We start from the raw sequence: 13,484 nt of genomic DNA on the forward strand, positions 1-13,484 counted from the left end.
CCGTTTATAAAATAATTTCAGCTTTTACACCCATATGATCAGAGATAATAGGCGTTTCTTTTCCGTTAAAACGAACGAATGAAGATTGTACGTTCAATTCCTGATTGCAGAGGATATAATCGATCCGAAGTCCATCTTCGTTGCCTTCCCAGCCAGCAATCGATCCCTCGATCGTCAAACCATCATCCTTTTGCGCAGCAAGCTCATACGTATCATAAAAGCCGCTTTTGAGCGCTAAATCGTAGCCTTCGTTTCGTGCGACAGCTGGGTTGTTCAAGTCACCCATCAAAAAGGCAAGTCTGTCAGACGGCACATGCTTCAGGAAGTTGTTGAACTGTCTTTCAAACGGCTCCGCTTCGTCTGTCCACCAGCCAAAGTGGCCGGAGAAGAACGTGATTGGGCGGCCGTTATAGTCAATATCTGCTTGTACGATCACACGTGTTTTCCATGTATCCATCGAAGTGCTGTCTGTGATAAAAAAGCTTTCGTGATGCGTGATGGAGTGGCGGGTAAGGATCGCCAGACCTTCCTCGTACGTTTCATAGCCGATGTGCGCCTGCGCCCAGACGATATCGTAGCCTGTCACACCGAGTTTTTTCAGCTCATCTAAAACTACGAGTCCGTAGTTGTCTTCTTTTAAAACGCCGCTGACGAGCGGTGCTGCGATTGACTGCATCACTTCCTGCAGGGCGATCACATCATAGCGCTCGGCTGCGATATCCGCAGCGAGCGCCTTAATTTTTTCCATTTGATTGTCTTCTTGCCAGGCATGGACGTTCACGGTAAGAAGTTTCATCATTTAAGCTCCTAATCGGTCTTGGATATCTGACTTCAGGACGTCGGCTTTCGGTCCGTAAATCGCCTGTACACCTTGTCCTTTTAGGATCAAGCCTAGTGCGCCTGATTCTTTCCAGCTCTTTTCAGCTGCAACAGCTGCAGGATCTTTTACCGTAACACGAAGGCGAGTCATGCAAGCGTCAACGTCTTCAATGTTAGAAGCGCCGCCAAGCATCGCGATAACTTTTGAAGCTAGAGAATTGTCATCGCCAGCTGCTGCTTCAGCTTTTGCTGTTTCAGCAGGTGCTTGAGTCGTTTCGATATAGTTGCCATTACGGCCTGGTGTCGGCAGGTTGAACTTTTTGATCAATACATAAAAGACAGAGAAGTTAAGAGCAAAGAACGCGATACATGTTAGAGCAAAGTTGATCAAGTCTTTCGTAAGACCTGCTTTTACAAGCAATGGTGTACGAGTCAGGAACTCGATGAATCCGAACGAGTGAACACGAAGGTGGATGATGTCCGCCATCGCGAACGCAAGACCTGTTGTGATCGCGTATACCACGTAAAGAAGCGGTGCCGCGAACATGAACATGAATTCGATCGGCTCAGTTACACCTGTTAAGAAAACAGCAAGAGCTGCAGAGAAGAACATAGACTTGTACTTGCTGCGCTTTTCTTTATCAACGTTCATGTACATCGCAAGTGCAATCGCGATAAGTGACGCAGTTGAAAGAATAACTTGTCCAAGCTTGAAGCGGGCAGGAACAACGTCATTCAAAAGTGCTTCGTAACCAGCTTTATCGCCAGCTGAAAGCAGGTTGTTAAGGTCAGTAACCCATGCGAGCCAGAGCGGATCTTGTCCGGCAACAGTTGAACCAGCGCCTGAACCTGTAAGGATTGTGTACGTTCCGCCAAGCTCTGTGTAGTTGATCGGAACAGTAAGCATGTGGTGAAGCCCGAAAGGCAATAACAGACGCTCTAATGTACCAAAAATGAATGGTGCAAGAACAGGTGCAGTGTCGCGTGAAGTTGCGATCCACTGACCGAAGCTGTTTAGTGCAGCCTGAATGAACGGCCAAACAATCGCTAATGCAAGCGCTGTAATAACAGACCAGAAAATAACGACGAACGGTACGAAACGCTTTCCGTTAAAGAACTCCAGCGCTTTTGGAAGCTTGCTGTAGTTGTAATATTTGTTGAAAAGAACGGCTCCTAAGAAACCGGCAATAATACCGACGAACACACCCATGTTAAGGGCAGGTGCACCGAGAACAGAAGTAAAGTAGTTCTTTACGACAAGCTCGCTGCCAAAAAGGGATGTAACCTTTGCGCCTTCTTCAGCCATCATCGTGTTGTTAACGCCGAAAATGGCACCTGTAATACGGTTGATGAGGATAAAAGCGATAACGGCAGCGAATGCACCGCCAGCTCTTTCCTTCGCCCACGATCCACCAATGGCTACGGCGAACAGGATGTGCAGGTTCGTGATGATACCCCATCCGATGTCTTCCATCACTCGAGCAACCGCTTGCACAAATGCGATGTCTCCGCCACTCATGCCGATCACTTTACCGAGTGAGATCATTAAACCAGCCGCTGGCATAACGGCAACTACTACTAATAGTGCTTTACCAAGCTTTTGCCAAAAATCGAATGAAATCAGTTTCCCTTTTTTCATCGAAAAATTACCTCCTTAAGTTTACCATATTGTTATGTGTAATCGTATACATTTTGTTCGTATGTATACGCTTGCGCAATCGTTTGCATCTGTCATTCTATATGAAATCGATTTCATATGCAAGCGTTTTAGCAAGATTTTTAACAAGCAAGGATTGCGCACTAATTGCAGCTTTAAAAATAAAAAAGGAGCCAATAACGGCCCCTGTTTAAAGCTATTATTCTTATAATGATTTCACTACTGCCATCTCTTTCCCAAAACGGTCGCCATGATCAACAAATCCAAGGCTCGCGTACAGGTTATGAGCGCCTTTATTCTCTGGGTGGTAGCCGACCACAATCTTTTTCACATCAGGCAATTTTTGCATCTCATCCATCATGAGCTGAGTCGCTTTCTTGCCGATTCCTTTGCCTTGAAACTTTTTGTCTATCATAATGCGGTAAACCCAATAGCCGTCCAGTTCTTCCGGCTCGGAATTAAACATGAGGAAGCCAGCAGTCTGTCCTTCATAAGTGATGGTATAAGGCTTTAATGAAGGCTGGAATTTTGATTGAGCGATGGAGATGGCGTTCGGTTCCATATAATCTTCTTGTTCTTTTGTTAGTTCTAATTGGCAGCACTCGTACCAGTTGTCTGCGTTTAATTCAACTAGCTTTACTGTATTCATTTGATTTCCCCCTGTGTATGTAAAATAACGGAATTACGCCCGCGGATGGCTCGTTTGCGCCCGCGCTTTCCTCTTTCGCGCCCGTGGATTGGCTAAACGCGCCCGCGCCTGCCCAATATGCGCCCGCAAATGTGTAGAACCCGCCCGCGCGCCTATCAATACTGTCTTTTTTACTCAATAAAAGGTCCTGAATTACCCGATATCAGATTCCGAAACACAGGCTGCTGCGGTGTCCAGATCTCTGGCAGCTCGTTTAGCGGGAAAAACTGCAGTTTCAGTGTTTCCGCTGCATCACCGGCAAGCTCTCCTTCAAACTCACGGCATGTGAACATGATTTTAATGAGTGCGACCTCGTCGCCGTTCACCAGCTTCCGGTCATGCGCGCTTCCTGAATAGATGCCAAAAAAGTCCAGCTTTCCAAGTCTCAAGCCCGTTTCCTCGAAAACCTCCCGTTTTGCCGTCTCGGTTACACTCTCGCCGAGCTCCATAAAGCCGCCGGGATGGCCCCAAGCTTTTTCATCCGACCGAAGCTGCAGCAGCAATCGGTTTTCATGATCAAAAATAAGCACGCCGCACGCTGCCATAATGACTTTCGAATGGCCGACCATGCTGCGTAAATAAGTTATGTAGTCCACGATTCACTCACATCCTTATTTTTACATTCTAACATTAGTAGAAGGGAAGCAGTGAAAAAGAAAGAAAGGTTAGGAAGAGGAGTGTGAGTAAAATGCCGCTTGAGAGAGTGAAATCATTTATTAAAAAATTCGATGAAACGTTGGAACCGATCGTGCTGAATGAGGAAATGCATACATCAGAGGCAGCCGCTCGAATGCTCGGTGTGGAGACGGGACAGATCGCAAAATCAATCTTGTTCAAGTGCGGAAGCGAGTTCGGTCTGTTTGTAGCCGCAGGAGACGTGCGGATCGATCCCAAAAAGGTGAAGCAGCAGCTCGGGCCTGGGAAGGTGAAGATGGCGAGTGCAGAAGAAGTGCTGGAGATGACAGGATTTCAGCCGGGTGCGGTCTGCCCTTATGCATTAGCAGCAAATCTGCCAATCTACTTAGATGAATCGCTCGCCCGGTTTGATACGGTGTACACAGCGGCAGGCATACCGGAATCGCTGCTGCCTGTCTCTCTTGATGTGCTGAAGGATATGACCGGAGGCACAGTTATTAATTTGCAAAAATAGAGATATTAATTATGCTGTAATCGCGCCTTTGTGGCGGGCTTTAATTTGAGACAAAGGAATCAATTGCTTTGAAAATCTCCGGAAATACTTTGAAAAATCCTTAAATTGATTTAACAAATCCTTGAAATGCTTTGAAAAAGTATAAAAATGCTGTAAAAATCTTCCCAAATGATGTGAACGGACATTTTCTAAGCGCCCATCAATGGTAATAGGATGCTCATCAGTGATTATAGAGAGATTTTTGCCATTAATTATTAGAGGTTATGAGGATATTACATCTATTTAATGGGATTTCACAAAAATTCCGCAGTTTTTAATCTACCAAATCAGTTACAAATCTTACAAAAGCCACCCTTTATTACAAACCTTAAAAGAACAGCCGTTTTGTGCGTTTCCTTTGACACACTTTTCTCTCTTGCATTAGTCTTTATAAGCGAAAAGCAGAGCGATATGTTTTAAGAGGCGCCTGCTGGTGAAAACTTATAACAGCATAGAGGAAAGGTGACGATGACCATGTTTAAGAAATTATTCGGATTACAAGAGGAAAAACAGACAGAGGATACGCTTTTATCGCCTTTAACTGGGAAAGTAGTAGCGATCGAGGAAGTACCGGACCCTACGTTTGCACAAAAAATGATGGGTGACGGAATCGCGATCGAGCCGACAGAAGGTGTTGTTGTTTCACCAGTTGACGGAGAAATCGTGCAGTTCTTCCATACAAAGCACGCGATCGGCATCAAGTCTAACGCGGGAACTGAAATCCTTATCCACGTCGGGCTAGAGACGGTCAACATGAAAGGCGAAGGATTTGAAGGACATGTGGAAGTAGGCGACAAGGTATCTGCCGGCCAGAAGCTGCTCACCTTTGATCTGGATCTAATCAAGGAAAGAGCCGCCAGCACGATCACCCCGGTCGTCATCACAAACAGCGACCAGATCGAAACACTAAACAAACGCGCCGCAGACGAAGCAGTGAAAGGCGAAACCGCTTTGCTTTCTTTAGAACTGAAGAAAGTATAACTTTTTCTGAAGCGGATTTCAGAGATAACCATGCCGCATCATTGGCTTGATTCTCGAAGTTTTCCTGAAATACAACCGCTGTTTCCTTAAGGATTACAGTACTTTTATTTCTCACTTGAACATCCTTGAATAAGTTGATCGCAGTGTAAGGTGCCGACTCCAGCGGGACGAGTGGGACAGGTGAGACCCTTTAGGGCGCGTAGCGGCAAAGGGGCTCACCGCCCGCCCCGCGGAAAGCGTGCACCTGTAACGGAGATCAACAGCTTCTTCGACTTCTTTCATAGCAAGTGTTTCTTTACAATTAAAAGTGCAATAAGCCCTTGCAATGCAAATGAAAAAGAGTATGATATAGGTGAAATGAACAGGCAGCCAAATGATTGCCTGTTCATTTTCGTTATTTAAGGGAAGTTAGCGGGCTAGCAAGCGGTTTTGGAGCCTTAAAAACTTTTCAAAATAAGGGAGGCCTGCAGATGAAGAATGGTGTGATCTCGCTAGGAGAGGCACTGATCGATTTTATCCCGCTCGATGAAAGCAACTTGACGTATCAGAAAAGTCCGGGCGGCGCCCCTGCGAATGTGGCGGTAGGCCTCGCGAGGCTTGGCGTTCACTCCGTCTTTTTAGGCAAAGTGGGCGATGATGTACTAGGAAACTTTTTAATTGATACACTTCACAACTATGGTGTTGTGACAACGCATATATATAAAACGAAAGAAACGCGGACAGGCGCTGTTTTCGTGACGCTTGCTCCGAACGGAGAGAGAAGCTTTGACTTCTATATTAATCCGAGCGCGGATCGTTTTCTTCATAGCGAAGAAATAGACAGTGCGCTTTTCGAGCAAAACAAAATTCTTCATTTCGGCTCGATTTCGCTGATCAGCGAACCGTCGAGAAGCGCGACAGAGCGTGCGGTTCAATTGGCAAAAGAGAACGGCATGGTGGTTTCGTATGACCCTAACTTAAGGCTGTCGCTTTGGGAAAACGAGAATCATGCAAAGGAAACGATCATTAGCATGCTGCCGGCTGCAGATATCGTCAAGATTTCGGATGAAGAGCTTGTTTTTTTAACAGGAGAAGAAGAGCTTCCGGCTGCCCTTAAGGCGATGGAACGCTATAATATTCCGCTTCTGCTCGTCACGTTTGGCGAGAACGGGAGCTATTGTGTGACGAAGGAAGGATATGTCCATGTACCTGCAAAAAAGGTGCAGGCGGTCGATACTACAGGTGCGGGGGACGCGTTCGTTTCCGGGATGCTTTATCAATTAAACAAATACGAAGGAAACCTTGCTGATATCACGCTTGCAGAAGCGGCCGAAATGGCGCGTTTTGCCAGCGTATCCGGCGGACTGGCGGCGTCTGTAAAGGGCGCGATGACCGCACTGCCGACTCTGCAGCAGGTGAACGAACTCGTCTTATTCTAGATGTAACATAAGGGGGATTGCCTTGTGACAGAGCGTGAAAAAGAATTGCTGGCACAAGCATATGCTGAAATAGAAAAAAATCGCGATATCGTCGAAAACGACCCGTATCGCATGAATTATCATATTATGCCGCCGACGGGCTTGATCAACGATCCGAACGGCTTTATTGAGTGGAACGGCAAGTATCATCTGTTTTATCAATGGCAGCCATTCAAGACGGGACATGGCACGAAGTTTTGGGGCCATGTGTCCTCAACGGACCTTGTGCACTGGGAGCATGAGCCGATCGCGCTCGCGCCGAGTGAATGGTACGAGCAGGATGGCTGTTATTCCGGCAGTGCAGTTGAGCAGGACGGGAAGCTGTTTCTTTTATATACAGGAAACGTGAAAGAGGATGATGATCGCGAGACGTATCAGTGTCTTGCAGAATCGTCAGACGGCAAAACGTTCAAGAAGCATGGCCCTGTCCTACATCTGCCAAAAGAGTACACAGCGCATTTCCGTGATCCGAAAGTGTGGAAAAAGAATGACACGTGGTACATGATTATCGGTGCACAGACCAAGAAACTTGAAGGCCGCGCTGTGTTGTTTCAATCACAGGATCTGAAAAACTGGACGCGCCTTGGCGATGTGACAGGGACGAACACCGATCTAATCGGAGAGTTCGGCTATATGTGGGAATGTCCAGATCTGTTTGAGCTTGGCGGAAAAGAAGTCATGGTCGTGTCGCCGCAGGGCGTAGCGCCTGACGGTATGCTGTATCATAACGAGCATCAGTGCGGATACCTTGTCGGAGACCTTGATTACGAAGAGGTAAAATACCGCCATGGGGCGTTTGTCGAGATGGATCGCGGTTTCGAGTTTTACGCGCCTCAGACGCTTGTTGACGCGAAAGGACGCCGTATCATGATCGCCTGGATGGGGATGCCGGATCAGTATGAACAGAAGCATCCGACGATTCCGTTTAAGTGGATTCACAGCCTTACGCTTCCACGCGAGCTAAAGCTTGTAGGAAACAAGGTGTACCAGGTGCCGCTTGAAGAAATGAAGATGCTTCGCGGCGATGGAGTCAGCTATGCTGGGGCTGAAATGGTTAATGAGGAAAAGCAGTTTGACGGTGTAGAAGGCGACGTGATGGAGCTCGGCCTTGATGATATTTCTGGTACGTTTGAACGGCTGGAGATCACGCTGCGCGGAAACGCACGCTTTATTTATAACAAAGAAACGAAGCTGGCTACGCTTGAGCGGGCAAGCTTCGCACACGGGCAGACCGAGTCGCGCCATTGCTATTTGGAAGAGCTGAATTCGCTTCGTATCTTTGTCGACAAATCATCGATTGAAATTTTTATCAATGAAGGGGAAGAAGTGTTCAGTGCAAGGCAGTTTGCGTATCCGGAAAACAAGGGATACAGCTTTGCTTCGAAAGGCTATGTTTCTTTTGATCTGAACAAATGGAACCTAAACAAAAGCGCTGCTGCTTATCAGGTGCAGGACGAGCGCTACGCATAGCTTTTAAAGATGCCAAAATCACGGAAGCCGTTATATTCTGGATAAACCGATTCAAAGAACATCCAAATCGGTGCCATGTCCAGGTGCGTGTGAGCTTCAAAAAAAGCTTTGTCGCCGAATCGTATTGATTTCAGCGCGAGCGGGAGCTCTCTCGTGAAGATTTCAAACCGTTTTTTCGCAATTTCTTTTGAAACAGAGGAATCTGCCACGAGCACCTGGCCCGCAAAAACGGGATAAGAAAAATTCGTTTTCCACTCGCCGAGCACTTCGTCGCGCATCGGTCCGATCATGTTCCATGCGTATTGTGTGCCGATGTTCAAAAATAAATCGCCAGTCTCATCAGAATGAGTAAGGGTATAATGGCGCCCGATGACCGGTTCTTTTTCCGTTGCGGGCGGTGTGATGACGGTTTTCAGCTTTTGCGGGTTAAACATCACCATATAAAGACCTCCTGAACGTTTGTGAGGTGCGAAAAAACAAATCGTTTTGACTAACACTTTTGTTTTTTGGTAATATTACTATATTAATTACAACAGCATACGCGACTATGAAGGATAATAGTAGCTGTCGAATCTTTTGCAAAGCGAGCCAGGGGCGGTGGAAGCCTGGTGAAAAGGCGCAGTGAAACGGAGATCTGGAGTTGCCTGTTCATGAAAAGAGGATGCGCTATAAATTTTTTGCGCGTCAACTAGGGTGGAACCGCGGGAGAATTTAACTCTCGTCCCTGGGCTAAAACTAGCCCGGAGACGGGAGTTTTTATATTTTTACAAACCATTAATAGGAGTGATTTTGATGTCAAAGAACATGGAAACTATCACGAACCATGCGAAGCACAGAGGCTTTGTGTTCCCGGGTTCTGAAATTTACGGCGGTCTTGCTAACACGTGGGATTACGGCCCGCTAGGCGTTGAGCTGAAGAACAACGTGAAAAAAGCATGGTGGAAGAAATTCGTTCAAGAATCTCCATACAACGTCGGTCTTGATGCTGCGATTCTGATGAACCCGCGTACGTGGGAAGCATCCGGCCATATCGGCAACTTCAACGATCCGATGATGGACTGCAAAAACTGTAAAGCGCGCCACCGTGCTGACAAGCTGATTGAAGATGCCGCTGAAAAAGAAGGCAAGGAAATCATCGTCGACGGCCTTCCGTTCGAAAAGATGGAAGAGCTTGTGAAAGAATACAACATCGCGTGCCCTGAGTGCGGCAGCCACGACTTTACGAGCATCCGTCAGTTCAACTTGATGTTCAAGACACACCAAGGTGTAACTCAGTCCAGCTCGAACGAAATCTACATGCGTCCAGAAACGGCGCAAGGTATTTTCGTTAACTTTAAAAACGTTCAGCGTACAATGCGCAAAAAGCTTCCATTCGGTATCGCACAGATCGGCAAAAGCTTCCGTAACGAGATCACGCCTGGTAACTTTACATTCCGTACGCGTGAGTTCGAGCAGATGGAGCTTGAGTTCTTCTGCAAGCCTGGCGAAGAGCTGAAATGGTTCGACCACTGGAAAGAAACAGCTGAAAAATGGCTGAAGTCACTTGGCATGGCAGAAGAGAACCTTCGCCTGCGCGACCATAATGATGATGAGCTTTCTCACTATTCAAACGCAACAACAGACTTTGAATACAAGTTCCCGTTCGGCTGGGGCGAGCTTTGGGGCATCGCGTCACGTACGGATTATGATCTGAAGCAGCACATGGAATTCTCAGGCGAGGACTTCAACTATATCGAGCCAGAAACGAACGAGCGCTACGTTCCTTATTGCATCGAGCCATCACTTGGGGCAGACCGCGTGACACTTGCGTTCTTGATCGATGCATACGAGGATGAGCAGCTAGAGGACGGCACGAGCCGTACGGTGATGCACCTTCACCCGGCACTTGCTCCATACAAAGCGGCAATTCTTCCATTGTCTAAAAAATTATCTGAAGAAGCGCAGGAAGTTTTCGGAACGCTCGCGAAAGACTTTATGGTCGACTATGACGAGAGCGGTTCAATCGGCAAGCGTTACCGCCGCCAAGATGAAATCGGTACGCCGTTCTGTATCACATATGACTTCGATTCCAAAGAAGACGGCATGGTAACAGTCCGCGACCGCGACACGATGGAGCAGACACGCGTGAAAATCAGCGAACTGAAAAGCTTCTTAGAAGAGAAGATGAGCTTCTAAATATATCTTTTAGAATTCGGAGAAGAGTTGATTTCCGTTACAGGCGCACGCTTTCCGCGGGGCGGGAGGTAAGCCCTTTTGTCGCTACGCGCCTTTAAAAGGTCTTACCTTCCCACTCGTCCCGCAGGAGTCGGCGCCTTACACTCCAATCAACTTGATCAAAGAAGTATTCAAGACGATTTTTATCGAGCTAATGAAATTGAATGTAGTTGATAGAATTCCTCTTGAGTAGTCGTCATGTTAATCCTTAAGAAATAACTAATACAAACTGATTAAATGAAAACTAAGAAGACCTGGCGCCTGCCAGGTTTCTCTACATATTTTACAAGGGGGAATTCTAATGAGCGAAAGACTCCAGAAATTTACACAATGGGTAAAAGAAGAGAACTATGCGTTCTCGTTCGTGCATACGTCTGCGAACGTCCTTTATTTGACAGGCTTTGACTGCCACCCGCATGAGCGTGTGCTCGGCCTAGTTGTCCTGCCAGATGCTGATCCGTTTCTCGTATGTCCGGGGATGGAGGTGTCGCAGGCAAGAGATGCTGGCTGGAAGCATGAAATCCTAGGCTACAGCGACTCTCAGAATCCATGGGCGATGATTCAAGAAAAGCTGAACGAGCGCGGTGTTGCGAAAGCGGAAAAGATCGCTGCAGAAACCGAGACTCTTCCATATGCTCGTGGCGAAAAGCTGCTTGGCATGTACCCTGGCGCGAAGCTTTCGGCAGCAGAAGAAGCATTGAATGAGCTTCGCCTCGTAAAAGAAGAAAGCGAGCTTGAAATCTTGAAGCGTGCTGCAGCGTTGGCTGATTACGGCGTAGAAGTCGGTGTTTCGGCGTTAAAAGAAGGCGTCACAGAGATGGACGTGATCGCGAAGATCGAGTACGAGCTCAAGCTAAAAGGTGTCAGCGCGATGTCGTTCTCCACGATGGTTCTTTTTGGCGAAAAATCCGGAGCACCGCACGGCAATCCAGGTCTGCGCAAGCTGAAGCACGGCGACCTTGTGCTGTTCGACCTTGGCGTTGTGCTTGATGGCTATTGCTCGGACATTACCCGTACGGTGGCGTTCGGTGACATTGACGAGAAGAGCAAAGAAATCTATGAGACTGTGCTCGCGGCACAGCTCGCAGCACTCGAAGCGTCTAAGCCGGGCACGCGCATCGGTGATCTTGATTTGACAGCGCGCAAGGTGATCTCGGACGCGGGTTACGGCGAACACTTCCCGCACCGTATCGGCCACGGACTTGGCATCGACGTGCACGAGTTCCCGTCAATGAGCGATAACAACGACGGGATTCTGAAAGCCGGTATGGTTTACACGATCGAGCCAGGCATCTACATCGATGGCCTTGGCGGCGTGCGCATCGAGGATGATGTTGTTGTAACGGCTGATGGGTATGAGACATTGACGAAATATCCGAAAGAATTGCAGATTATTAAATAATGAGTTGAGTAGAACGGTAAAAGCGAAGCCTCGTGCTTCGTTTTTACCGTTTTTTGTTTTGTTAGAGAGAGTGGACGGATGCGGAAAGTGGTTCTCGGGCAAATTTTTAAATTTACGGACAAGAGTAGAAGAATTGCGGCTAAATTATAAAATTCACGGGCAAAAATCCAAGATTTCCGAGCAAACTGCCAAATTTCAATAAAAGGCTTTCAACATAACAGGAAAAAGTGCCTTTCATCTTGAATACATACTCATCCATTTATAGGAAATCAGGGGGATGTGCTGATGGAACTGCAACTTTATGAGAGTATTCCGGAGTTTTACGGTGATAATGAGGCGTTTTTGCTGGAGCACGAGGACCGGGCTTGCATCGTTCTTGGCAACTGCCTTCGCTTTGCTGCTGTTGAGTGGGAGAAGGAGAAGCCTTTTTTGGCTGCGGTAAAAGATAAAGAAGAAACGCTGCTGCTGGCGATGCTCATCCCGCCTTATTCGATGCTGATGCTCGAAAAGAATGAAGAAATCTCGGACGAAGCAGCAAAATTGATCGCTGACTATCTTAATAGCATACAATACGCTGTGCCTAAGGTGATGGCGAGCAAGTCTGCTGGACTGGCGTTTGCTCATCATTGGACAGGCACGTCGCCGGTTTTAAGGAAAAGAGTAACGATGGACCTTAGGCTGTACACACTGAAAAACGTCAGCCATCCAACTGGACTGGAAGGAACGATGAGGAAAGCGACTGAGCAGGACCTGCCATTTCTGCCAGACTGGATTGTTGGCATGACAGACGAGACAAATCAGCTGATCAGCCGAAAAGAAGCGGAAAATTATGCGTTGGAACGGATCGGCACAGGCTCGCTTTACATATGGGAAAGCAAAGGAAAGCCCGTTTCGATGGCAGCCAAAACGAGACCGAACATTAAAGGAGCATCGGTGAACCTCGTTTATACACCAAAAAATCTGCGCGGGAAAGGTTATGCCAGCGCGCTCGTCGCAGCGCTGAGCCAGCACTTGCTCGATTCTGGTTTTGAATTCTGCACACTGTTCACCGACCTCGCGAATCCAACATCCAATAAAATCTATCAAAACATCGGTTATGCGCCAGTCTGTGATTACATCGAGTACAAGTTTGGCTAAACGCACTTTAAGCTTTTTTGATAGTAATCTAGGAACGTGCGGTAGCTTTGATGAAGCGTGTCTGGCATATGATTGAGAGAGAAGTATTGAAGAGATACGGTTTCATCGTTGTCGGTGCGAGCTTTGCCTTTTGTTTCGCCGGCTATGTATACTGCAGTGACACAGAACATCTCATCACCGTTGGCCACTTTTAAATAGAAGTCAGAGCCAGAGAATACATGAAGCTGCTGAAGCGAAAGAAGGTGCAGTCCAGTCTCTTCAAGAAGCTTTCGCCCAGCTCCATCAGCCCGCCAGGCAGACCCCAGCCGCCGTCAGACCGCTGCTGCAGGAGTATATCGCCTTTCTCATCAGTGATGATGGCAACCGCACCAGGAAGGATAAGCGGACGAGAGCCGACAAACTTTCGTAAATCAGCAAAATAGGACATGAGTGTTCCTCCTGTTTTTATACAAGTTTAACATGTTCATACA

Annotated in this window: 13 protein-coding genes; 7 read left to right on the forward strand and 6 right to left on the reverse strand. The window is 47.3% G+C overall.

Going from position 1 to position 13,484, the window contains the following annotated elements; genetic code table 11:
- Positions 1-4: 4 nt before the first annotated feature.
- From CGZ90_RS11570 to CGZ90_RS11590, 4 genes are all read right to left on the reverse strand, one after another.
- Entirely contained in the window at positions 5-796 is a 792-nt protein-coding gene (locus tag CGZ90_RS11570) for an endonuclease/exonuclease/phosphatase family protein (RefSeq protein WP_094253116.1), read from the reverse strand.
- Between the two features lie 3 nt (positions 797-799).
- Entirely contained in the window at positions 800-2,458 is a 1,659-nt protein-coding gene (locus CGZ90_RS11575; RefSeq protein ID WP_094252666.1) for a PTS transporter subunit IIBC, read from the reverse strand.
- A gap of 223 nt (positions 2,459-2,681) precedes the next feature.
- Positions 2,682-3,125, reverse strand: coding sequence for a GNAT family N-acetyltransferase (locus CGZ90_RS11580; protein ID WP_094252667.1), 444 nt, complete (start codon positions 3,123-3,125; stop codon positions 2,682-2,684).
- Positions 3,126-3,295: 170 nt separating this feature from the next.
- On the reverse strand, positions 3,296-3,760 hold the full coding sequence (locus tag CGZ90_RS11590) for an NUDIX hydrolase (protein WP_094252669.1): 465 nt from the start codon (positions 3,758-3,760) through the stop codon (positions 3,296-3,298).
- 92 nt (positions 3,761-3,852) lie between these two features.
- Between CGZ90_RS11590 and CGZ90_RS11595 the strand changes: the two genes are divergently transcribed.
- The 4 genes from CGZ90_RS11595 to CGZ90_RS11610 all read left to right on the forward strand — a co-directional run bounded on the left by CGZ90_RS11595 (position 3,853) and on the right by CGZ90_RS11610 (position 8,261).
- Entirely contained in the window at positions 3,853-4,314 is a 462-nt protein-coding gene (locus CGZ90_RS11595) for a YbaK/EbsC family protein (RefSeq protein WP_165766838.1), read from the forward strand.
- 513 nt (positions 4,315-4,827) lie between these two features.
- Positions 4,828-5,334 (forward strand): PTS sugar transporter subunit IIA, encoded by a 507-nt coding sequence (locus CGZ90_RS11600; protein WP_094252671.1) that lies wholly within the window; start codon positions 4,828-4,830, stop codon positions 5,332-5,334.
- A gap of 470 nt (positions 5,335-5,804) precedes the next feature.
- The gene (locus tag CGZ90_RS11605; RefSeq protein ID WP_205727394.1) at positions 5,805-6,752 is read left to right on the forward strand and encodes an aminoimidazole riboside kinase; all 948 of its coding nucleotides are present in this window, start codon (positions 5,805-5,807) and stop codon (positions 6,750-6,752) included.
- Between the two features lie 24 nt (positions 6,753-6,776).
- Positions 6,777-8,261, forward strand: coding sequence for a glycoside hydrolase family 32 protein (locus CGZ90_RS11610; RefSeq protein WP_240515418.1), 1,485 nt, complete (start codon positions 6,777-6,779; stop codon positions 8,259-8,261).
- On the opposite strand, the gene CGZ90_RS11615 is transcribed toward CGZ90_RS11610, so the two are convergent.
- Positions 8,252-8,701 carry a staygreen family protein gene (locus CGZ90_RS11615; protein WP_094252672.1) on the reverse strand — a complete coding sequence of 150 codons (450 nt, stop codon included), beginning with the start codon at positions 8,699-8,701 and terminating at the stop codon, positions 8,252-8,254. The genes CGZ90_RS11610 and CGZ90_RS11615 overlap by 10 nt on opposite strands.
- Before the next feature lie 352 nt (positions 8,702-9,053).
- Between CGZ90_RS11615 and CGZ90_RS11620 the strand changes: the two genes are divergently transcribed.
- The 3 genes from CGZ90_RS11620 (at position 9,054) to CGZ90_RS11630 (ending at position 13,014) form a co-directional block, all read left to right on the forward strand.
- Positions 9,054-10,436, forward strand: coding sequence for a glycine--tRNA ligase (locus tag CGZ90_RS11620; RefSeq protein WP_094252673.1), 1,383 nt, complete (start codon positions 9,054-9,056; stop codon positions 10,434-10,436).
- A 340-nt stretch (positions 10,437-10,776) separates the two neighbouring features.
- On the forward strand, positions 10,777-11,877 hold the full coding sequence (locus tag CGZ90_RS11625) for a M24 family metallopeptidase (RefSeq protein ID WP_094252674.1): 1,101 nt from the start codon (positions 10,777-10,779) through the stop codon (positions 11,875-11,877).
- A 285-nt stretch (positions 11,878-12,162) separates the two neighbouring features.
- Entirely contained in the window at positions 12,163-13,014 is an 852-nt protein-coding gene (locus CGZ90_RS11630) for a GNAT family N-acetyltransferase (RefSeq protein WP_106408314.1), read from the forward strand.
- Positions 13,015-13,204: 190 nt separating this feature from the next.
- Here the strand turns inward: CGZ90_RS11630 and CGZ90_RS21340 are convergent, their stop codons facing one another.
- Positions 13,205-13,441 carry an NUDIX domain-containing protein gene (locus tag CGZ90_RS21340; protein ID WP_486598936.1) on the reverse strand — a complete coding sequence of 79 codons (237 nt, stop codon included), beginning with the start codon at positions 13,439-13,441 and terminating at the stop codon, positions 13,205-13,207.
- Between the last annotated feature and the right edge of the window lie 43 nt (positions 13,442-13,484).

It is taken from the genome of Fictibacillus aquaticus (genome assembly GCF_002245695.1).
In the GTDB taxonomy this organism is placed as follows: Bacteria; Bacillota; Bacilli; order Bacillales; family Fictibacillaceae; genus Fictibacillus; species Fictibacillus aquaticus.